Origin of the sequence: Variovorax sp. OK605, assembly GCF_900115445.1 — a bacterium.
Lineage (GTDB): Bacteria > Pseudomonadota > Gammaproteobacteria > Burkholderiales > Burkholderiaceae_C > Variovorax.
In genome coordinates, this window is sequence record NZ_FOWL01000001.1 from 734,975 (window position 1) to 756,460 (window position 21,486).

General features: G+C 68.5%; 17 protein-coding genes and 1 other RNA gene. 6 read left to right on the forward strand and 12 right to left on the reverse strand.

Translation table 11 applies throughout. From position 1 onward, the window contains the following. Window positions 1-4: 4 nt before the first annotated feature. From BM013_RS03445 to dnaX, 5 genes are all read right to left on the reverse strand, one after another. Window positions 5-1,042 (reverse strand): ABC transporter substrate-binding protein, encoded by a 1,038-nt coding sequence (locus tag BM013_RS03445; protein WP_093122785.1) that lies wholly within the window; start codon window positions 1,040-1,042, stop codon window positions 5-7. Between the two features lie 150 nt (window positions 1,043-1,192). Continuing rightward, window positions 1,193-1,585, reverse strand: coding sequence for an MAPEG family protein (locus tag BM013_RS03450; protein ID WP_093122788.1), 393 nt, complete (start codon window positions 1,583-1,585; stop codon window positions 1,193-1,195). Window positions 1,586-1,598: 13 nt separating this feature from the next. Continuing rightward, on the reverse strand, window positions 1,599-2,189 hold the full coding sequence (recR, locus tag BM013_RS03455; protein ID WP_093122790.1) for a recombination mediator RecR: 591 nt from the start codon (window positions 2,187-2,189) through the stop codon (window positions 1,599-1,601). Between the two features lie 7 nt (window positions 2,190-2,196). Further along, window positions 2,197-2,529, reverse strand: a complete 333-nt coding sequence (locus BM013_RS03460; protein ID WP_007836669.1) for a YbaB/EbfC family nucleoid-associated protein — start codon at window positions 2,527-2,529, stop codon at window positions 2,197-2,199. Window positions 2,530-2,602: 73 nt separating this feature from the next. After that, window positions 2,603-4,516 carry a DNA polymerase III subunit gamma/tau gene (gene dnaX, locus BM013_RS03465; protein WP_093122793.1) on the reverse strand — a complete coding sequence of 638 codons (1,914 nt, stop codon included), beginning with the start codon at window positions 4,514-4,516 and terminating at the stop codon, window positions 2,603-2,605. 179 nt (window positions 4,517-4,695) lie between these two features. Between dnaX and ffs the strand changes: the two genes are divergently transcribed. Beyond that, an RNA gene (ffs, locus tag BM013_RS03470) (signal recognition particle sRNA small type) lies at window positions 4,696-4,792 on the forward strand. Window positions 4,793-4,882: 90 nt separating this feature from the next. On the opposite strand, the gene BM013_RS03475 is transcribed toward ffs, so the two are convergent. From BM013_RS03475 to BM013_RS03485, 3 genes are read right to left on the reverse strand one after another with little or no spacing between them, the layout of a single operon-like run. Then, window positions 4,883-6,121: a TIGR03862 family flavoprotein gene (locus tag BM013_RS03475; RefSeq protein ID WP_093122796.1), complete on the reverse strand. Its 1,239-nt coding sequence runs from the start codon at window positions 6,119-6,121 to the stop codon at window positions 4,883-4,885. Next, entirely contained in the window at window positions 6,118-9,426 is a 3,309-nt protein-coding gene (locus tag BM013_RS03480; protein ID WP_093122799.1) for a UvrD-helicase domain-containing protein, read from the reverse strand. The genes BM013_RS03475 and BM013_RS03480 overlap by 4 nt, the downstream gene beginning before the upstream one ends. Further along, complete coding sequence (locus BM013_RS03485) at window positions 9,423-11,978, reverse strand: PD-(D/E)XK nuclease family protein (RefSeq protein WP_093122801.1); 2,556 nt, start codon at window positions 11,976-11,978, stop codon at window positions 9,423-9,425. Before BM013_RS03485 ends, BM013_RS03480 begins: the two co-directional genes overlap by 4 nt. 169 nt (window positions 11,979-12,147) lie before the next feature. Here BM013_RS03485 and trxA point away from each other — a divergent pair, with 169 nt between their 5' ends. Then, window positions 12,148-12,480: a thioredoxin TrxA gene (gene trxA / locus BM013_RS03490; RefSeq protein ID WP_042578306.1), complete on the forward strand. Its 333-nt coding sequence runs from the start codon at window positions 12,148-12,150 to the stop codon at window positions 12,478-12,480. 179 nt (window positions 12,481-12,659) lie between these two features. Next, complete coding sequence (gene rho / locus BM013_RS03495; protein WP_081266259.1) at window positions 12,660-13,925, forward strand: transcription termination factor Rho; 1,266 nt, start codon at window positions 12,660-12,662, stop codon at window positions 13,923-13,925. 63 nt (window positions 13,926-13,988) lie between these two features. Here rho and BM013_RS03500 read toward each other — a convergent pair whose 3' ends face one another. Next, the gene (locus tag BM013_RS03500) at window positions 13,989-15,047 is read right to left on the reverse strand and encodes an oxidoreductase (RefSeq protein WP_093122804.1); all 1,059 of its coding nucleotides are present in this window, start codon (window positions 15,045-15,047) and stop codon (window positions 13,989-13,991) included. Window positions 15,048-15,220: 173 nt separating this feature from the next. On the opposite strand from BM013_RS03500, the gene BM013_RS03505 reads away from it, so the two are divergent. From BM013_RS03505 to BM013_RS03515, 3 genes are all read left to right on the forward strand, one after another. Next, window positions 15,221-15,490, forward strand: coding sequence for a type B 50S ribosomal protein L31 (locus tag BM013_RS03505; RefSeq protein WP_093122806.1), 270 nt, complete (start codon window positions 15,221-15,223; stop codon window positions 15,488-15,490). Window positions 15,491-15,566: 76 nt separating this feature from the next. After that, the gene (locus BM013_RS03510; RefSeq protein WP_093122809.1) at window positions 15,567-17,303 is read left to right on the forward strand and encodes a hypothetical protein; all 1,737 of its coding nucleotides are present in this window, start codon (window positions 15,567-15,569) and stop codon (window positions 17,301-17,303) included. A 3-nt stretch (window positions 17,304-17,306) separates the two neighbouring features. Next, window positions 17,307-18,650 carry an MATE family efflux transporter gene (locus tag BM013_RS03515; RefSeq protein ID WP_093122812.1) on the forward strand — a complete coding sequence of 448 codons (1,344 nt, stop codon included), beginning with the start codon at window positions 17,307-17,309 and terminating at the stop codon, window positions 18,648-18,650. Between the two features lie 22 nt (window positions 18,651-18,672). Here BM013_RS03515 and phoR read toward each other — a convergent pair whose 3' ends face one another. Genes phoR through phoU form a run of 3 tightly spaced genes read right to left on the reverse strand, consistent with a single transcriptional unit; the run spans window position 18,673 to window position 21,483 of the window. Next, a complete protein-coding gene (gene phoR, locus BM013_RS03520; protein WP_093122814.1) occupies window positions 18,673-20,016 on the reverse strand; it encodes a phosphate regulon sensor histidine kinase PhoR in 1,344 nt (447 codons plus the stop codon). 44 nt (window positions 20,017-20,060) lie between these two features. Next, window positions 20,061-20,753, reverse strand: coding sequence for a phosphate regulon transcriptional regulator PhoB (gene phoB, locus BM013_RS03525; RefSeq protein WP_007836652.1), 693 nt, complete (start codon window positions 20,751-20,753; stop codon window positions 20,061-20,063). A 28-nt stretch (window positions 20,754-20,781) separates the two neighbouring features. Then, a complete protein-coding gene (phoU, locus tag BM013_RS03530; protein ID WP_093122816.1) occupies window positions 20,782-21,483 on the reverse strand; it encodes a phosphate signaling complex protein PhoU in 702 nt (233 codons plus the stop codon). Between the last annotated feature and the right edge of the window lie 3 nt (window positions 21,484-21,486).

Here is a 21,486-nt window from a genome sequence, read left to right on the forward strand (position 1 = left end):
GGAATCAGGCTTTGAACCTGTCTTTCGCGCGCCGGGCAAAATCGTTGGTGTAGGTTTTCGCGAGGTCGATCTTCTCGGCCTTCACGCTGGTGTCGAAGCTCGCGATCGCGGTGAGCGCGGTCTTGGGGCCGTCGGTCGGCACGAGGCCGTCGGTGGCGATCGACTCGCGCACCTTGTCGAAAGACGCGAGGTACAGCGCGCGGTCGCCGAGCAGGTAGGTCTCGGGCACCGTCTTGATGATGTCGCCGGGGCCCGCCGTCTGCAGCCACTTGAGCCCGTGCACGATGGCATTGGCCAGCGCCTGGCAGGTGTTGGGGTTCTTCTGGATGAACTCGCTCGACGCGTACAGGCAGGCCGCCGGCATCGTGCCGCCGAACACCTGCTGCGTGCCCTTGAGCGTGCGCGTGTCGCTGATGATCTTCACGTCGCCCTTCTGCTCGAGCATGGTCATCACCGGGTCGGTGTTGCTGATGGCGTCGATCTGGCCCGAGCGCAGTGCGGTGAGCGCGCCAGCCGCGACACCCACGCCGATGAAGCTCACGTCGCTGGCCTTCAGGCCGCCGCGCGACAGCACGAGGTTGGCGACCATGTTGGTCGACGAGCCCGGCGCCGAGACGCCGATCTTCTTGCCCTTGAGGTCGGCGATGCCGGTGTAGCCGGCCATGTTCTTGGTCGACACGCCCACCGCGATCTGCGGCGCGCGGCCTTGCAGCACGAAGGCCTGGAAGAACTGGTTCTTGGCCTGCAGGTTGATGGTGTGTTCGTAGGCGCCCGAGCACACGTCGGCCGAGCCGCCGACCACCGCCTGCAGCGCACGCGCGCCGCCCGCGAAGTCGGAGATCTCCACGTCGAGCCCTTCGGCCTTGAAGTAGCCGAGCTGTTCGGAGATGGTGAGCGGCAGGTAGTAGAACGCCGCCTTGCCGCCGACCGCGATGGAGATCTTCGTCTTCTCCAGCTTTGCCTGTTGCGCAAAGACACGCGGCAGCGCGATGGTTGCGGCAGCGACGGCGGAAGCGGAAATGAGGGTGCGGCGATGGAGCATGAAACGGTGCCTGAAGCTGTGCCTGTGGGCTCTGTGATTCTTGTGGACTGAATCGAGCTTAGGGGCCGCACCACGCCGCTGCATCGGGGTCATCCCGTGCGGGTTTTTACGTAAACACGAAGGCCTCGCCGAGAAGCCTTCGCCGAAGGCTCATCGCGCCAGAAAAAGTATCGCGATGTTGACCAGAAAAGCGAGAGCCCACACGGCACTGCGCGCGCTGCCGATGCCCTTGATGTAGAGCGCGATGTAGACCATGCGCAGCACCACGTAGGCCGCGGCGAGCATGTCCAGGTGCGGCTGCGATGCGCCGAGCTGGTGGGCGATGACCACCGCGCCGATGAAGAACGGCAGGCCTTCGAAGCTGTTCGCCTGCGCACTGTTGGCACGCGCGCGCCAGCCGCTCTGCTTGGCGGCCCAGTCGCGCGGATGCTGGTTGTCGCGCGGGCCGAAGCTGCCGGCCTTGGCGACCCATGCCGCAAGGTACGGCAGGCCGCAGGCAATGAACACGCACCAGTAGGCGATGGTGAGCAACGAGAAGGTCATGGGTGATGAGGTGTCAGCGGCGATCGACCAGCGCGTGCGCGATGGTGCCGAGGTCGACGTATTCGAGTTCGCTGCCGGCGGGCACGCCGCGCGCGAGCCGCGTCACATTGAGGCCGCGCTGCTTGAGCCCTTCGCCGATCACGTGCGCGGTGGCTTCGCCTTCGGCCGTGAAGTTGGTGGCAAGGATCACCTCGCTCACCGTGCCGTCGAGCGCGCGGTTGAAGAGCTTCTGCAGGCCGATGTCGTTGGGCCCGATGCCGTCGAGCGGACTGAGCTTGCCCATCAGCACGAAGTAGTAGCCGCGGAACGCACCGGTGCGCTCGAGCGCGGCCTGGTCGGCCGGCGTCTCGACCACGCAGAGCTTGGTCACGTCGCGCCGCGAGTCCATGCAGACACTGCAGATCGGCGCTTCGGTGAAGGTGTTGCAGAGTTCGCAATGGCGCACATTGCCCGCGGCCTGTTGCAGCGCGCGCGCGAGCAGCTGTGCGCCGTCGCGGTCGTGCTGCAGCAGGTGGAACGCCATGCGCGAGGCCGACTTGACGCCGACACCGGGCAGGCGGCGCAGCGCATCGACCAAGGCGTCGAGCGAACTGGCGTCGGCCATGTGCCGCTTAAAACGGCAGCTTCATGCCGGGCGGCAGGCCGGGCATGCCGGCCGTGAGCTTGCCCATCTTCTGCTCGCTGGTTTCCTCGGCCTTGCGCACGGCGGCGTTGAAGGCTGCGGCCACCAGGTCTTCGAGCATGTCCTTGTCGTCCGCCAGCAGGCTGGGATCGATGGTGATGCGCTTCACGTCGTGCTTGCAGGTCATGACGACCTTGACGAGGCCGGCGCCGGACTCGCCTTCGACCTCGATGTGCGCCAGTTCTTCCTGGGCCTTCTTGAGGTTGTCCTGCATTGCCTGCGCCTGCTTCATGAGGCCGGCGAGTTGTCCTTTGTTGAACATCGTGTGGTCCTGATCGGTTGAGATGGGTTGAAAAAGGGGAAGGATAAGAGAGTCGGGCCAGCCAGTGGCGCGATCAGACCGGCTTCAGCGTGCCGGGAACGATCTTCGCGTCGAAGTCGCGCATCAGCGCCTGTACCTCGGGGTCGCTCAGGATGGCGTCTTCGGCCACGCGCTGGCGCTCTTCGGCTGCCTGCTTGTTGCGGCGCGCGGGGCTGTCGACCACGCCGCCGATCTCGATGGCCAGCTTGACGTCGTGGCCCATCGAATTGATCGCGACCGTCAGCTTTTCGCGGCTCGACGGCTGGTTGAGTGTCTCGCGCTCGATGCGCAGCATCCACTGGTCGGTGTCGCGCCCAACCAGTTGCGACTGCAGCGCCAGCTCGCGTGCCAGCGCCGTGATGGCCTCGGCCGCGACCAGTTGGGTGACGGTGGCGTACCAGAAATCGCCGTCTTCGCTGGTCGGAATGGGGACGAAGGCGCGCGGCCGGTCGGCGTTGGGCTCGTCGCGCGCACCGGGCGGGGGCTGCACGCGGATGGGCATGCCGACCACCTTGGCGGGAGCGTCCTGCGAGGCAGGTGCCTGGCGGGGATCGGCGTGGCGGGGTTCGTCGACCACGGCAAGGCGGTGGCCTGCCGGAACCGGCGAAGCGGCATGAACGGGCGCGGGGGCCGGTGGTGCTTCGACGGGCGGCCGCGCCATTGCCGGTGGTGGCACCGGTAACGGCTGCGCCTGAGGCGCTGGCGCTGGCGCTGGCGTGGGTGCTGGTGGCTGGGGCGTCGGCGCGGGTGGCGCGGCACGCACAGGCGCCTGCGGCGGGGCCGCCGCGGCTTCATTCAGAGTTTTTTTTTCCGTGGAGGCCGTCGAAGCAGCCGCGTTGGAGGGCTTGAAGGCCAATAGCCGCAACAGCACCATGGTCAGTGCGGCGTACTCGTCGGGCGCCAGGCCCAGCTCGCCGCGGCCGTGCAGGCACAGGCTGTAGAGCAGTTGCGTTTCGTCGGCGGGCATCAGCGCGGCCAGGCGCGCGGTGTCGGCAGCATCGGGATCGGTGGCCGCATCGGCCGACTCGGCGCGCGAGGGCACGGCCTGCAGCACGGCCATGGCCTGCAGCACCGCCGTCATTTCCTCGAGCGTGGAGGCAGCGGACATGCCGTCGACGCGCAGCGCCTCCGAGGTCTCGACCACTGTCTTGCCGTCGCCTTGCGCCAGCGCCTCGATCAGCTTGAAGACATGGCCGCGGTCCACGCTGCCCAGCATCTGGCGCACACCGGCTTCGAGCAGTTCGCCGTTGCCGAAGGCAATGGCCTGGTCGGTCAGCGACAGCGCATCGCGCATCGAACCGCGCGCGGCACGCGCCAGCAGGCGCAGCGCCTGCTGCTCGGCCGGCACCTGCTCGGTCTGCAACACGCTCGTGAGGTGTTCGAGCACCGTCTCAGGCGCCATCGGCCGCAGGTTGAACTGCAGGCAGCGCGACAGCACCGTCACCGGCACCTTCTGCGGATCGGTGGTGGCCAGCACGAACTTGAGGTATTCGGGCGGCTCCTCGAGCGTCTTCAGCATCGCGTTGAACGCGGTGTTGGTGAGCATGTGCACTTCGTCGATCATGAAGACCTTGAAGCGCCCCTGCACTGGCTTGTAGACGGCTTGCTCGAGCAGCGACTGGACCTCGTCCACGCCGCGGTTGGAGGCCGCGTCGAGTTCGGTGTAGTCCACGAAGCGGCCGGAGTCGATGTCGCGGCAGGCCTGGCACACGCCGCACGGCGTGGCCGTGATGCCGCCCTGCCCGTCCGGGCCCTGGCAGTTCAGCGACTTCGCCAGGATGCGCGACACCGTGGTCTTGCCCACGCCCCGCGTACCGGTGAAAAGGTAGGCGTGATGCAGGCGTTGCGTGGTCAGCGCGTTCTCGAGCGCCTGCACCACATGCCCCTGGCCGACCATCTCAGCGAAGGTTTTCGGGCGGAACTTGCGAGCGAGCACGAGATAAGACATTGCGGGCATTCTAAAAGGCACAAGGCGCCGATCCGGCCGGGTCCGCAAGAAACGCGGTGCTTCTGTTCTCTTTCCACAGGGCCGCCGCGCACGGCCGTCCGCGGCAACCGCCCCGCCCCCTGAAGGGGGTTAGTGAAGCGGCACGAAGTGCCCGAAAACTCGGGGTTAGAATGCAGGTTGACGGGCCTCCCTGCATGGTGAAGTGGCCAACCGGGTCAGGTGGGGAACCAAGCAGCCCTAACTGCGTAGTCAGTGCCAGGGGTAAGGCTCGTCAACCTCTTCAAAGCTTCGTTTCATTCCATGCGAAATGAAACGGGGCTTGCAAAAACTCTCAGCGAAAAACGAAACTCCAACGGCAAGAGGCCTTCACAGGCCCAGCCGCTGGATGGCGCCGCGCGCCGCCGCAGCACCGCTGGCCATCGACGCCGTCAGCAGATAGCCGCCAGTCGGCGCCTCCCAGTCGAGCATCTCCCCTGCCGCGAACACGCCGGGCAGCGCCTTGGCCATGAGTTGCGCATCGAGCGCATCGAAGCGCACGCCGCCGGCCGTGCTGATCGCCTCGTCCACGGGCCGCGTCGCGACCAGCTTCAACGGCACGGCCTTGATCGTGGCGGCCAATTGGGCCGCATCCGCCATCGCCTCGCGGCTCAGCACCTCGTGCAGCACGCCGGTCTTGATGCCTTCCAGCCCGAGCCGGCTCTTCAAATGGCTGCTCAGCGAACGCGCGCCGCGCGGATGCTTGACGGCCGCCAGCACCTGTTCGGCGCTGCGGTCGGGCAGCAGGTCGAGCAACAACGTGGCGCTGCCGTTCGCGGCGATCTCGTCGCGCAGCAAGGCCGAGGCCGCATAGACCAGGCTGCCCTCGATGCCCGTCGCCGTCGCCACGAACTCGCCCTTGCGCGCAAAGTGCCGCCCCTGGCTTTCGGTGAACGAGATTGCCACCGACTTGAAGGGCTGCCCCGCAAAGCGGCTGGAGAAATGCTCGGTCCAGCCGCTGCCGTCGAAGCCGCAATTGGCGGGCAGCAGCGGCGCGATGTCCACACCGCACGCCTGCAGCCACGGGGCCCAGGCGCCGTCCGACCCCAGCCGCGCCCAGCTCGCACCGCCCAGCGCCAGCACCACCGCATCGGCCTTCGCCGTGGCCTCGCCTGCGGACGTTGCAAATCGCAGGGCCGCCAGATCCACCGCGCCTTCGCCGAGCCAGCGATGCCGCATGTGAAATTGCACGCCCGCCGCACGCAGCCGCTGCAGCCATGCACGCAGCAGCGGCGCGGCCTTCATGTCCTTCGGAAACACGCGTCCCGAGGTGCCGACGAAAGTCTCGACGCCCAGGCCCGTCGCCCAGTCGCGCACCTGCTGCGGGCCGAACTGCGCGAGCATCGGCTCGAGCTCGGCGCGCCGTTCGCCGAAGCGCCCCATGAACACGTCGAAAGGCTCGGAATGCGTGAGGTTGAGCCCCCCGCGACCGGCCAGCAGGAACTTGCGGCCCACCGAGGGCATGGCGTCATACACGTGCACCTGCGCGCCGGACGCGCTCAGTACTTCGGCCGCCATCAGCCCGGCGGGTCCGCCGCCGATCACGGCAACGGTAGGAGAAACAGTCATTCGAGATTTACCAGTTCGCCCTGCCCGGTGAGGAACGCGACGCGCACCGTGGCACCGGGGTAGGCATGTTGCACTGCGGCGCGGTAGCGCTGCATCTGTGCGATCAGCGCGGCGTCCCGTTCGGGGCGCGCCGCGGATTTGTAGTCGAGGATCCACCAGGCGCCGCCGTCGCGCTCGCGCACCAGACGGTCGATGCGCAAGGTCTCGCCTTCATGCACCAGCGTGACTTCATTGCCATGCCAGTCGACCCTGCGATCGTCCCACACCCAGGCACCCTCGCCCGCGCGGATGCGCTGGGCCAGCGCCGCGGCGCCGCGCGCCTGCTGGGCATCGAGCATGAATTCGCGGGCCGCGGCACGCACATGCGCCGCCGGCAGCGCCTCGCCCGGCACGGCCCATTCGAGCAGCCGGTGCATCGCCTGACCGAACGCGGCGGCCCGCGCGTCGACGGTGGTGTCCGCGGCCTTCTTCTTGGCGTCCTTCGCGCCCTGCGCGCCCTGCGCGTCCTTTGCATCCTTGGCGATGGGCGCCTCGGCCGACGGCGGCACCTCGGGCATCCGCTTCATCGAGAAGCTCGCTGCACCGCCCGCAACAGCCAGCTCGACGAGCGGCTCGCCCGCCTCCGTGGGCTCGCACAGCGGCTCCAGCCGGCTCCACCAGCTGCTTTCATTGGCGCGCGCCGGACGCACCGACGACAGCACCAGCCGCTCGCGCGCCCGCGTGGTCGCGACGTAGAGCCCGTTGAGTTCCTCGCGATGCCGCGCGCGCTGTTCTTCCTCCAGCAGCGAGGCCGCGCAGGCAGGCGGCGTCTTCTCGCTCGCGAGGAACACGAAGCGCGTGGGCGCGCTGTCGCTGCCCTTCCATTCGACCAGCACGCCCATGGTCTGCGCGCGCGGCGGTGCGGCGTCGCAGTCCAGCATCAGGACGGTGTTGGCCTCGAGGCCCTTCGCGCCGTGCACGGTCAGCAGTTGCACCGCGTCGGGCGCGGCCACGGTCGGCGCACGCACGCCGCCTGCGCGCAATGCACGCACCAGCGCGTAAGGTGTGACGAAGCGCGCACCGTCGATCTCCAGCGACGCGGTCAGCACGCCGCGCAGGTTGGCCAGCGCGCTGGCGCGCATGGTGGCCGGCACGGCGGCGCCGAATTTGGCGAGCAGGTCGCCGTCGTGAAAGATCGCGTCGAGCGCGTCGTGCGGCGGCAGCGTCATCAGCCAGCGCTGCCACTTCTTGAGCTTCACACCCGCCTCGATCAGCACCGGCGGCAGGGTCTCGTCCTTCTGCACCAGCGCGAACCAGCTGACCATGCCGCGCTCGCGCTGGCGCAGCGCGAGCTGCACCAGGGCCTCGTCGTCGACGCCGAACACCGGCGACTTGAGCGCGCGCGCCAGCGACAGGTCGTGCGCGGGCGACACCAGCACGTCGATCAGCGCGACCACGTCCTGCACCTCGGGCGCGTCGTACAGCTCGTTCTTCTCGGGCTGCTGCACGGGAATGTGGCGCTGGCGCAGCGCGTCCTGCATGGCCGACAGGCGGCTGCGGCGGCGCGCCAGCACCATGATCTGCCGCGGCGGCGTGCCGTCGGCGATGCGCTGCGCCACCCATTGCGCGGCCTGCTCGCATTCCTTCTGCAGCAGCTGCTCCTCGGGCAGCACGCGCGGCGTGACGAGGCTGTCGCGCCAGTGCAGCATGCCGTCGTCCGCAGGCGCCGCCTCGGTGGCGTCGCCGAGCGCATCGCGGTCGATGGCCGGCAGCTTCAGCAGTTCGCCTTCGTCGGCGCGCTCGGTGGTGTGGGCGCGGTAACCGTCGAACTCGCCAGCGTCCTGCGCGGCCAGCATGGCCGCATTGACCAGCCCGACCACGTTGCGTGCGTTGCGGTGCGTGTGGTCGCAGTTGAGCAGCTCGCCGCCCAGCCCTTCGCGCACGAACTTCTTGGCCGCGATGAACACCTGCGGCTCGGCGCGGCGGAAGCGGTAGATGCTCTGCTTGGGGTCGCCCACGATGAACACGCGCGGCGCGCTGCTGCCCGCGCCGACGTAGGCGCTGAGCCAGCCGTACAGCGCCTGCCACTGCAGCGGGTTGGTGTCCTGGAACTCGTCGATCAGCAGGTGCGCGATGCGCGCGTCGAGCCGCTCCTGCACCCAGCCCGACAGCGCCGACTGGCCGAGCAGCAGCTGCGCGGCCTGCTCCACGTCGTTCATGTCGACCCAGCCGTGCGCGCGCTTGACCTCGGCGAAGGCGGCGATCAGCAAGCGAGTGAGGCGCGTCATGCGCTGCTGGTAGAGCCACGCCGCGTGCTGCGCCTGCGCGCCGCACAGCACCTGCAGCTCGGTCTCGGCCTCCACGGCCGCGGCGAACTTCAGCAGGTTCTTGTTGAGCCGGTCTTCGGTGGCAACGAAGAAGTTCTTGCGCAGGTGCGCGAGCGCGGCCGGCAGCGAAGCGGCATCGGGCTCGCCGGTGCCGAAGATGTCGATGATGGCTTCGGCCGCCTTCTGCGGCGTCTTGTTGGTCTCGCGGCCCAGCGCGGCCGCGCGGTCGAGCCAGCGGCGGCGCACGTGCTCGCCGCGCAGCGCGTCGGTCGGCTCTTCCAGCCCGTCGAGCGAGGGATAGAACGCGCTGAAGTGCTGCACGGCGTTTTCCGCATCGGCCAACGAGAACTCGACCCGCTTGGACAGTGCCTCGCCCAGCGCCTTGGCGGTCTGCGAGCGGCCGTGCGTGGCAACCACCGCGTAGTAGTCGGCCAGCGCGCCCTTGTCGGCCGTGACGGCCTCGAAGAACGGGCGCCACGTGTGGCCGCGCGCCTCGGCATCGTCCTCGAGCAGTTCGTAGTTCGACGGCAGGCCCAGTTCGCGCAGCACCGCCAGCGGCGCATTGCGCAGCAGGCCGGCAAACCACGCGTGGAAGGTGCGGAACTGCACCGGCCGGCCGCCTTCGAGCAGGCGCCGGTACAGGCCCTTCAGGCGCGGCACGGCGGCCTGCGCTGCGGCGGGCTCGACACCACGGACCACGAGTTCGTGGACCAGTTCTTCGGGCGGGCGCTCGGCGAAGTCTTCGAGCCACATGTCGAGGCGCTCGCGCATCTCGCCGGCGGCCTTCTTGGTGAAGGTGATGGCCAGGATCTCGTGCGGCTCGCAGGCCGATTCGCCCTCTTCCAGCAGCGCGCGAAGAATGCGAGAGACCAGCATCCAGGTCTTGCCCGCGCCGGCGCAAGCCTCCACGGCGACCGAACGGCGCGGGTCGCAGGCGACGGTATAGAAGGCCTCGCGCTCGACGTGGCGGCCGTTGTGTTCGTAGGCGGCGCCGCTCATTTCGACAGTTCCCAGAAATCCTTGCGGCACAGGCCGCGGGCCGCGCAGTAGTCGCACACGGCGCCCTCGCCCAGCGGCGGCAGCGCCGCGCCCTTCGCGATGCGCGTGAAGTCTTCGATGATGCCGGCCACCAGGGCGTCGCGCGCCTCGACCACGGCTGGCTGCTCGACGGTCTGCGTGCCCGACGACTTCTCGCCGACGTTCACGTAGGCCGCGCGCAAGGTGTCGTCGGCCACCAGCGCCGCGTAAAAGGCAAGCTGCGTGTCTTCGGTCGGGTCCTTCACGCGTTCCTTGGTCACCGACGACGACTCGGTCTTGTAGTCGATCACGAAGGCCTGGCCGTCGGGCATGCGGTCGATGCGGTCGAGCCGGCCGACGAGCCGCAGGTTGCCCAGCGCCTGCTCCTTCCAGGGCTCGGCCTCGACGAAGACGGCGCCATTGGCCTCGTGGCCCGCGAGCCAGAGCAGGTAGCCGTCGCGCACCGCCGGCCATGCCGCGGCGAACGGCAGGAACTCGGCGTCGGACAACGCCATTTCGCGCGTGGTGCGTCGGGCCGCATCTTCGATGAATGCCAGGCGTTGCTGCGCGTCCTGCGTCGGGGTTTCGACCAGCGCTTCGTGGAAGTGACCCAGCACGGCGTGCAGCCAGTTGCCGAAGTCGCGCTTGTCGACTTCGGCGTCGAGCTCGTCGGCGCTGCGCAGACCCAACTGGCGCAGCGCGAAGAAGCGGTAGGGGCAGCGGCGCAGGTCCTCGTAGACGCTGGTCGAGATGTTCTCCAGCGGCAGCAGCGCACCGCAGGGCTGCGGGTACGCGGTCGGCTGCACGGCCACCTCGCGCGGCAGGCGCGGATCGGCGGACGGCTGCAAGAGGTGGTCGAGCCGCAGCGCCTGCACCAGCGGGCTCGGGCTCACGGGTTCGCCAGTGACGTCGGACTGGCGCCAGAGCAGCTCGCAACACGGGTTGCGCAAGGCCGCGGCCCATGCGGCGCGTTGCGCGGCCTCGAGCGTTTCGCGCAGCGGCAGCCCGAGCTCTTGGCGCTGGGCTGCGCTCCAGTTGCCCGGCGGCTCGGGCGATGCAGGCAGGCGCCGGTCGTCGCAACCCGGGATGACCACGGCGCCGAAGGCACGGCCGAGCAATTGATACAGCGGAAGCACGACGACGCGCGGGGCCTGGTCGCCCGCGGGCGGCACGAAGCTCGCGTCCTCGAGCACGTCGCGCGCCCAGGCGGTGAACTCGGCCAGCGTGTGGCGCCCGCCGGGGAATTCGTCGTCATCGCCGTGCGCGCCGGCATCGAGCCACAGTGCACCGATGACCTTGCCGCCAGCGAAGTCGTCGACCAGCAGTTGCCATTGCCCACCGGCTTCGAGCAATTCACGCAGTGCGCCGAGCCATTCGGCCAGCGGGCGCGAGCGGGCCATCGGCATGCGGCGGGCCTCGATGGCTTCGGTGAAAGGCAGCAGCGCGACGTCTTGCGGCTTCTCGCTGCGCGCCACCAGCGCGCACCACACGGACCAGTCGCGCAGGCCTTCGCGGCGCAGGCGCGCCTCGAGCGACTGTACGGTGGGCGCGTCGCCGTCGGCGCCGCCCTTGAGCCATTCGAGCACCTGGTCGCTGCTGGCGTCGTGCGCGCAGGCGCGCAACGCGGTCATCAGCGTGGCGGCGGCGCGCGTGGTCGACAGCTTCCAGCCGGTCTCGTCGTGCGTGACGATGCCTTGCGCCGCAAGCTGGGCGCTGATGCGGCGGGTCAGTGCGCGGTCGGTGGCAATCAGCGCGACCGGGGCACGCTCTTCGGCCAGGTGGCGCAGCACGCAGGCGGCGGCGAGCTGGGCTTCGTCCTCGGGGTCGAGCGCGACATGGGAGGCCGCGGGTGCCGGTGCGGCGCCAGCGGGCACGAGCGAGAAACGCAACGCATCGCCGCCCCAGATGCCGCACAGGGACTGCGTCAACGGGTCGGTCTGGAAGCCCTCGAGCACGATCAGCGCATCAACCTGCGCGCGCGTGGACGCGCGCATCAGCACGTCGGTCGCATAGCCCGAGGTCGACACCCACGCGACGGCAATGCGGATCAGCGCGCTTTCCATGCGAAACCACTCCGATTCGCTGCCCGCCTCCGCCACGCCCGCGGCGCGCAGGGCCCAGTCGCCGACGCGCTCTTCAGGTGTCACTGCCGCAGCGAGCGGTGCCAGCTGATAGGCCAGCTCGACCACGCGCCCGGCCATGGCGAAGCGCTCGGCATGGAAGCCGGCCTGCGACAGCAGCGCCTGCGCGGTCACGAGATCGCGGGCCATGTCGTGCGCGATGTCGTAGCCGGTGGGCACGAAACCGCCCGCGCTGCGGGCCCAGTTGTGGGTGGTTTCGAAGCGCGGCACGAAGCCCGCGCTGCCGCAGCGGGTCCACATGGCACGCGCCACGCCCATGAGTTGCGCGTAGGGCACCAGCACCACGGTGCGGGCGGCATGCAGCTCGCGTTCGGCCAGCGCGCGGACGATCCGCGCGACGACGCCGTCGGCGGGATCGCACCACAGGGCCTGGACGGGGTGGCCTTCGTTCATGTTCTATCGAGGGGTTTGAGAGCGTGGGTGCGAGCGTCGGAGCGTTGTGCGCAAGGGCTTTGGCTATCGTCGCCATAGCGTCCCCGCATGGCACGCCACCCCTTGGTTTCTGTCACAATGACCAGCACTTTAGCTGCACCGAAACTCTCTGCGCACAAGGACCCATCACATGGCCAGCGAACTCATCAAACACATCTCCGATTCCTCTTTCGAGGCCGACGTGCTCAAGTCCAGCCAGCCCGTTCTGGTCGACTACTGGGCCGAATGGTGCGGCCCCTGCAAGATGATCGCCCCGATCCTCGACGAAGTGTCGGCCACCTACGAAGGCAAGCTGCAGATCGCCAAGCTGAACGTGGACGAGAACCGCGACATCCCCGCCAAGTTCGGCATTCGCGGCATCCCCACCCTGATGCTGTTCAAGGACGGCCAGCTGGCCGCCACCAAGGTCGGCGCCATGAGCAAGGCGCAACTCACGGCCTTCATCGACCAGCAACTCGCCTGAGCGATTTCAGCCGGCCAGCGCGCAATGCGTTGGCCGGCGCGTTTTTCCTGTCATAATCTCCCACAGATCACCGGCCCTTTCAGGCAACCGGTTCGAGTTCCCCGGTTAGTGAAGCACTTCTCGCTTCACATTCAACCTCCCCCCGTTTTCCGTTCGATTACCCCGCGAGGGGTCATTCCATGCACTTAAACGAACTCAAGGCACTCCACGTGTCTGAAGTCCTCAAGCAAGCTGAAGCGCTTGAGATCGAAAACGTCGGCCGCATGCGCAAGCAGGAGCTGATGTTCGCGATCATCAAGAAGCGCGCCAAGGCCGGCGAGCAGGTCTTCGCCGACGGCGTGCTCGAAATCCTGCCGGACGGCTTCGGCTTCCTGCGCAGCCCCGACACCAGCTTCACGGCCAGCACGGACGACATCTACATCTCGCCCAGCCAGGTGCGCCGCTTCAACCTGCACACCGGCGACATGATCGAAGGTGAAGTGCGCACGCCCAAGGACGGCGAGCGCTACTTCGCGCTGACCAAGCTCGACAAGGTCAACGACGGTCCGCCCGAGCAGAACAAGCACAAGGTGATGTTCGAAAACCTGACGCCGCTGTTCCCCAAGGAGCAGATGAAGCTCGAGCGCGACGGCATCAAGGGCGAAGAGAACATCACGGGCCGCATCATCGACATCATCGCCCCCATCGGCAAGGGCCAGCGCGCCCTGCTCGTGGCGCCGCCCAAGAGCGGCAAGACGGTGATGATGCAGCACATCGCCCACGCGATCAGCGCCAACTACCCCGACGTGCACATGATGGTGCTGCTGGTGGACGAGCGCCCTGAAGAAGTGACCGAAATGCAGCGCACCGTGAAGGGCGAAGTCATTGCTTCGACCTTCGACGAGCCCGCTGCACGCCACGTGCACGTGGCCGAAATGGTGATCGAACGCGCCAAGCGCCTGGTCGAGCTCAAGAAGGACGTCGTGATCCTGCTCGACTCGATCACCCGCCTCGCCCGCGCCTACAACAACGTCGTGCCCTCGTCGGGCAAGGTGCTGACCGGCGGTGTCGATTCCAACGCGCTGCAGCGTCCCAAGCGCTTCCTGGGCGCCGCGCGCAACGTGGAAGAAGGCGGCTCGCTGACCATCATCGGCACCGCGCTGATCGACACCGGCAGCCGCATGGACGAAGTGATCTTCGAAGAGTTCAAGGGCACCGGCAACTCCGAAATCCACCTCGACCGCCGCCTGTACGAAAAGCGCGTGTTCCCGTCGATCCAGCTCAACCGCAGCGGCACGCGCCGCGAAGAGTTGCTGCTGGCTCCCGAGATCCTGCAGAAGACCCGCATCCTGCGCCAGCTCATGTACAACATGGACGAGATCGAGTCGATGGAGCTGATGCTCAAGAACATGAAGGCGACCAAGACCAATGTCGAGTTCTTCGACATGATGCGTCGCGGCGGCTGAGCACCACGCTCTTCCGCAAAAGCGCGTCGGCCCTCACGGGTCGACGCGCTTTTTTCATGGGCCTCAGGTCTTGATGGCGCGGCCCTCGAGGGCGCTCTGGCGGCCGATGTCGAGCAACTCCATCAGCGCGACAGCCTGATCGGGCGGCACGGGATTCGGGCCGCCCCCCAGGATCGCATCGCGCACCGCAGCGTAGTAGTCGACGTAGTTGCCGGGGCGCGTGGGCACGCTGCGACAAATGGACACCCCCTTGCCGTCGACCAGCGTGAGCTCGCCGTCCAGCGGATCGGCGCCCCACCCTTCAGCCGGCGGCCGCTGGCCGGCGCGCAACGCGTCTTCCTGCGTGTCCACGCCGTGCTTGACGTAGCTGCCGCGCGTGCCGTGCACGATGTAGCGCGGCGCGGCATGGGCCGCCAGCGTCGTCGAGTGCAGCACCACGCGCAGCGGTGCGTGCGGGCCTTGCTCGTAGCGCAGCACGGCATGAAAGTAGTCCTCGACCAGCGCGCCGTCGCGCAGCACGGCGGTGTCGAGTTGCAGCATGTCGGGCCGGCCGAAAAGCTGCACCGCCTGGTCGACCAGGTGGGCGCCCAGGTCGACCCAGAGGCCCGAACCCGGCACGGCCTGCTCGCGCCAGCGCACCTTCACTTCAGGCCGGAAACGGTCGAAATGCGACTCCACGTACACCGGGCGGCCCAGTTCGCCACTGGCCAGCAGGTCTTTCAGCGTCAAAAAATCGGCGTCGAAACGCCGGTTCTGGTAGACAGCCAAGACACGATTGTTGCGCTTCGACAACAATTCGAGCTCCCTCGCCTCCGAGACGTCGAGCGTGAAAGGCTTGTCCACCACCACGTGCTTGCCGGCCTCCAGCGCCGCCTTGGCAACCGGGTGGTGCTGGGCGTTGGGCGTGGCGACCACGACCAGGTCGATGTCCGGCCGGGCGACCAGCGCGGCCACATCGGGCACCACGGCCACGCCGGGCCAGTCCGCGTGGACCTTGTGCGGCTGCGAGCTGGCCACGGCCGCCAGTTCGAGACCGGGCACGGCGGACAGCACCGGCGCATGGAAGGTCTGGCCGGCAAAACCATAGCCGACAAGGCCGGCGCGAAGGGGTGTAGCGGTCATGGGATGGGCTGGTTTGCTGGGAAAAGCGGCAGTATGCGATAATCATGGGCTCCGCGAAAAGTGCGGCTGGGCACGTCGTCCGGCTTCCCTAGAAGGCAGCGCGCCAGACCACTGGCCGCTGGTGGCTCTCGCATCGACCGCGCATTGATTCCAACAGCGCAAAAGGAAACACCATGGCAAAAGAAGGCATCCACCCGAATTACCGCGACGTTCTGTTCGTCGACATGTCGAACGGCTTCAAGTTCGTGACCCGTTCGTGCGCGAACACCAAGGAAATGGGCAAGACCGAAGACGGCCGTGAACTGCCGCTGTTCAAGCTCGACACCACGAGCGAATCGCACCCGTTCTACACCGGCACGCAGAAGTCGGTCGACAACATGGGCGGCCGCGTCGAGAAGTTCCGCAACCGCTTCGGCAAGACCACCGGCGCTGCTTCGAAGTAAGGCACGCGCTTTTGCGTCGAGGGCAGCCCGGTTTACCGCGCTGCCCTTTTTGTTTCCGAATCCAGCTCTTCGCCACTTGAACCAGCCCACCCCCGCGATCGTTGCCCAGAATGCCGTGCGCCGCTTGCCGCGCATCGCGTTGCTGCTGTTGTGCGCGGCCTACCTGCTGCCGGGCCTGGTCGGCCGGGGTCCCTGGAAGAGCGCGGACATCACCGCCTTCGGCTACATGGCCGAACTGGCCCGCAGCACCGAAGGCATCGCACGCTGGTTCGACCCGATGCTGCTGGGCCTGCGCCCCGAAACGCCTGCGCTCATTCCCTACTGGATCGGTGCGCTGGCCATCAAGATCGCCCCGTCGTGGCTGAACCCCGACCTGGCCGTGCGCATCGTGTTCGCGTTCCTGCTGTGGGGTACGTTCACCGCCACCTGGTACGCCGTGTACTACCTGGCCCGCACCGCGCGCGCCCAGCCCGTGGCGTTCGCCTTCGGCGGCGAGGCCCGCCCGACCGACTACGCGCGCGCCATTGCCGACGGCGGCCTGCTCGCGCTGATCGCCTGCCTGGGCCTGGCCCAGCTCGGCCATGAAACCACGCCCGCGCTGGCGCAGCTGTTCTTCGCCTCGCACCTGTTCTACGGCGTCGCCGCCTTGCCCTACCGCCGCGCCGGGCCGGTCACGGCGCTGGTGGTGGGCACCCTCGGCATCACGCTGAGCGGCGCGCCCACCGTGGGTCTGGCGCTGGCCATCGGCAGCGCGCTGTACATCGCCTACGAACGCCGGCTCGCCGCGCGCGCCCAGGCCGACGCCCTCTACGACGAAGACAGCGGCCCCGGCTACACGCGCGGCGCCCTGCTCACGACGGTCGGCGTCACCGTGCTCGCCGCCGTGCTGGTGTTCGGCCTGAAGCTGCCGCAATGGAAGATCACGATGACCGGCGGCTCGCTGCTCGTCGACGTGCGCAGCCAGGCCAAGCTGCTGCTGTGGTTCACCTGGCCGGTCTGGCCGCTCGCCCTCTGGACGCTCTGGCGCTGGCGGCGGCAGCTCACCGCGCGCCATGTCGCGCTGCCTTTCTGGTTCGCGCTGGTGCCGCTGGCCGCCACCTGGAGCACCGACTTCTCCGACCGCTCTCTGCTGCTGGCCCTGCCCGCCTTCGCCACGCTGGCCGCCTTCGCGCTGCCCACCTTCCGGCGCAGTGCCTCGGCGCTGATCGACTGGTTCAACGTGCTGTTCTTCAGCGGCCTGGCCGTGCTGGGCTGGGTCTACTGGATCGCCATGCAGACCGGCGCACCGCCCAAGCCCGCGGCCAGCGTGGCCCGCCTGGTGCCCGGCTTCGTGCCCGAGTTCTCGCCCATCGCCGTGGTGCTGGCCGCCGCCGCGACCCTCGCGTGGTGCTGGCTGGTGCGTTGGCGCACCGGGCGCCACCGCGCCGCGCTCTGGAAGACGCTGGTGCTGCCCGCGGGCGGCACGGCCCTGTGCTGGATGCTGCTCATGACGCTGTGGCTGCCGCCCATCGACTACGCGCGCAGCTACGTGCCGCAGGTCAACGCGGTGGTCGAGCGCGTGGGCAAGCAGCCGGGCTGCATCGCCGAGCTGGCTCTGAGCCGCGCGCACATCGCGGCACTGCGCCACCACGGCCAGCTCGACATGAAGCCGCTGCTGCTCGACAACAGCTGCACCTGGCTGCTGGCCAGCCCCGAGACCATCGAGCGGCTGCACACCATCATCCCGTTCGACCAGTGGCGCTTTGCCGGCACGCTGCGCCGTCCCAGCAGCCCCGCGGACGACCTGCTGCTCTACCAGAAGATCGCGCCCTAGCACGTGGCCGGCGAACGCAGCCTGATCGCGCGGCACGCAGGCACGGTGCTGGTCGGCCAGCTGGCCGTGATGGCGTTCGGCGTCACCGACACCATCATCGCGGGCCGCTATTCCGAGCACGCGCTCGCCGCCCTTTCGGTCGGTGCCGCCGTCTTCGTGAGCGTGTATGTTTCGCTCATGGGCGTGCTGCAGGCGCTGCTGCCGGTCTGGGCCGAGCTGCACGGCGGCGGCCGCGGCGCCGAGGTGGGCCGCTCGGTGCGGCAGTCCCTGTACCTGGCGGGCATCGCCGTGGTGGCCGGCATGGCGGTGCTGCTGTCGCCGGGCGCCGTGCTGCGGTTCACGCAGGTGCCGCCCGAGATGCGCGGCGAGGTCGAGGCCTACCTGGTCGTGCTGGCCTTCGGCCTCGCGCCCGCGCTGCTGTTCCGCCTGTTCAGCACGCTCAACCAGAGCCTGGGGAAGCCGCAGCTCGTCACCTGGCTGCAGCTGGGTTCGCTGTTCGTGAAGCTGCCGCTGTCGATCTGGTTCACCTTCGGCGGCGCGGGCCTTCCGGCGATGGGCCTCGTGGGCTGCGGCTGGGCCACGCTGTGCGTCAACTGGGCCATGCTGGGTTGCGCCGTCTGGCTGCTGCGCAGCAGCCCGTTTTACCGCGGCTACCGGCTGTGGCAACGCATCGAGCCGCCCGACTGGCACACCATCCGCCAGTTCGCGCGCATGGGCGTGCCCGGCGGCCTTGCCGTGCTGGTCGAGGTGACCTCGTTCACGCTGATGGCGCTGTTCATCGCGCGCCTGGGCACGGTGGCCGCCGCGGCGCACCAGATCGCCGCCAACCTGCTGGCCGTGGCCTATATGGTGCCGCTGTCACTGGCCATTGCGACCAGCGCCCGCGTGAGCTTCTGGCTCGGGGCGCGCGACGCCGCCAAGGCGCGCCACGCCTGCAGGCTCGGCTTCGAGCTGACGGTGCTGTGCGCCCTGCTCTTCGCGGCGGCCATGCTCACGCTGCGCTTCCAGCTGGCCAACGTGTATTCCGACAACCCGGCGGTGATCGCGCTGGCCGCCACGCTGCTGCTGGTGGTGGCGGCCTACCACCTCGCCGACGCGCTGCAGACGCTGTGCGTGTTCGTGCTGCGCTGCTACCGCGTCACGCTGGCGCCGCTGGTCATCTACTGCACGATGCTCTGGGGTATCGGCCTGGGCGGCAGCTACCTGCTGGCCTACCGAGGCCTGGGGCCATGGCCCGCGATGCAGTCGCCGCTGGCGTTCTGGATCATGAGTGCCGGCGCGCTGGCATTGGCGGCGCTGCTGTTCGGCACGCTGCTGCGCTGGACCATGGCCCAGCGCGCCAGATAAGCCGAAGACCGCGAAAGAAGGTTTACTTGGTAACCAGCACGCGTGCTTCGTGCACGCGCGTCGCCGGGAACACCAGCGCAAAGCGCGAGCCCTTGCCCACCGAGCTCTCGATGCGCAGCTCGGCGCCGTGCCGCTGCGCAATGTGCTTCACGATCGCCAGCCCCAGCCCCGTGCCGCCCGTCTCGCGCGAGCGGCTGCGGTCGATGCGGTAGAAGCGCTCGGTCAGCCGCGGAATGTGCTCGGCGGCAATGCCCGGGCCCGTGTCCTTCACGGCATATTCGCCGCGGCCGTCGGGCAGCACGCGCCAGCTCACGGCCACCTCGCCGCCGCCTGGCGTGTAGCGGATGGCGTTGCTCAGCAGGTTCGACATGGCGCTCTGCAGCTCGGTCGGCGCGCCCGACACCTCCGACTCGGCATCGATGGTGAAGGACAGCTTGTGCCCCAGCGGCGCCAGGCGCCCCGAGAGCCCGCGCCCTTCGTCCTCGCACTGCGCGAGCAGCGCGCGAATGCGGATCCACTGGTTGCCCGAAGGCGCCGCGCTGCCTTCGAGCCGCGACAGCGTGAGCAGGTCATTCACCAGCGTTTCCATGCGGTGCGACTGCTGCCCCATCAACGACAGGTAGCGCGTGCGCTCGTCCACGTCCAGCGGCAGGTTCTGCAGCGTCTCGACAAAGCCGGCCAGCACGGTCAGCGGCGTGCGGATCTCGTGCGACACGTTCGCCACGAAGTCGCGCCGCATCGCCTCGGCCTGTTCCAGCGCGGTGATGTCGCGCGTGAGCAGCATGCGGCGGTTGCCGGCGTAGGGATGCACCTGCACCGACAGCCGCACCACGTGGCCGCGCTGGTGGGCGTGGCTGCCGATGCCGGGCGCGTCGATGACCACGTCGCGGCTGTAGTTCCAGGACGCCAGGTAGGCCACGAAGGCCGGGTCGCGCACCAGGTTCGCCAGGTGCTGGGCCAGGTCGCGCTCGGCGTCGATGCCGAACTGCGCGGCCGCCGTCTGGTTGCACCACTCGATGCGGCCGTGCTCGTCGAGCAGCACCACACCGTTGGGCGAAGCCTGGATGGCCGCCAGGAACTCCTGCAGCCGGTCTTCCGCTTGCCGGGTCTGTTGTTCACGTTCGCGCAGCAGCTTGCGGATGCGCTCCGACAGCTCGCCCCACACGCCCGGTCCGCGCGTCGGCAGGCCGGCCGCGTCGTTGCGCAGCACCTGAAGCAGCCGTTCGGCGCGCCAGGCGTCCAGCACCAGCCAGACCACGGCACCCACCCAGGCGCCCAGCCATATGAACTTCAAGCCGAAAGCAGCAACAGCGCCCGCTCCGATGACGAGGGACGCTATTAAAAATGTAGCAATGCGAAAAGGCATGGCGGGCGATTATCCGCGCCCGCCACCGGCGGACACCACAGCGTTCAAACCGTCACTTGGGCCGTCAGGCGATAGCCGGCACCGCGGACGGTTTCCACCATCGGCGCGGCCGCACCCAGCGACTCGCGCAGGCGCTTGACGTGCACGTCGACCGTGCGCTCTTCGATGTAGACGTGGTCGCCCCACACCTTGTCCAGCAGCTGCGCGCGGCTGTGCACGCGTTCGGCGTGCTGCATCAGGTAGGCCAGCAGCTTGAACTCGGTCGGGCCGACCTTCAGCGCGCCGCCCTGCCAGGTCACGCGGTGCGTGGAGGTGTCGAGCGCGAGCTCGCCGATTTCCACGCGCTCCGTCACCACTTCCGGCGCCCGGCGGCGCAGCACCGCACGGATGCGGGCCAGCATTTCCTGGGTGGAAAAAGGCTTGGTGATGTAGTCGTCGGCACCGGCGTCCAGGCCGGCCACCTTGTCGGGTTCGTCGCCGCGCGCGGTCAGCATCAGGATCGGAATGGCCTTGGTGCGCGGGTCCTTGCGCCACTGGCGCGCGAGCTGCAGGCCGCTCTGGCCGGGCAGCATCCAGTCGAGCAGGATCAGATCCGGCAGGAAGGCGTCGATCTCGCGCTGGGCTGCCGCGCCATCCTCCGACCAGATCGGCTCGAAGCCGTTGTGGCGCAGGTTGACGGCGATCAGCTCGGCGATCGAGGACTCGTCTTCGACGATCAGGACTCGGGGTTTCTTCATGCTTTTTTGGGGAGTCTTGCCGCCATCTTCACTGCAGCGCGGACTCGATTTCTTGCATCGAAGTGTGCCGCACATCGGCACCCTTGACGATGTAGATGATGAACTCGGCGATGTTCTTCGCGTGATCGCCGATGCGTTCGATCGCCTTTGCCAGGAACAGCAGGTCCAGGCTGGCGGAGATGGTGCGCGGGTCTTCCATCATGTAGGTGACCAGCTTGCGCACGAAACCGTCGAACTCCTTGTCGATCAGGTCGTCGTCTTTCAGGATCGACAGCGCCGCGGCGGTGTCCAGGCGCGCGAACGCGTCCAGCGCCGTGCGCAGCAGGCCCGAAGCCAGGTCGGCCGCGATGCGCAGCTCGGTCGTGGGCAGTTGGCGCGCCGATCCGCTCTCGATGATCGACTTGACCATGCGCGCGATCTTGTTGGCCTCGTCGCCCACGCGCTCGAGGTTGGCGGTGGTCTTGCTGATGGCGATCAGCAGGCGCAGGTCGCGTGCGGTCGGCTGGCGGCGCGCGATGATGGACGACAGCTCGCGGTCGATGTCGATCTCCATCGCGTTCACGCGATGCTCGGTCTCCATCACGCGGTCGGCTGCGTCGGCGTCGAACTGCAGCAGCGCGTACACGGCCTGGTGAATCTGCGATTCGACCATGCCGCCGAGCTCCATCACGCGCGACGAGACGCCATTGAGTTCGCTGTCGAACTGGCTGGAAAGGTGTTTCTCGGTCATGTT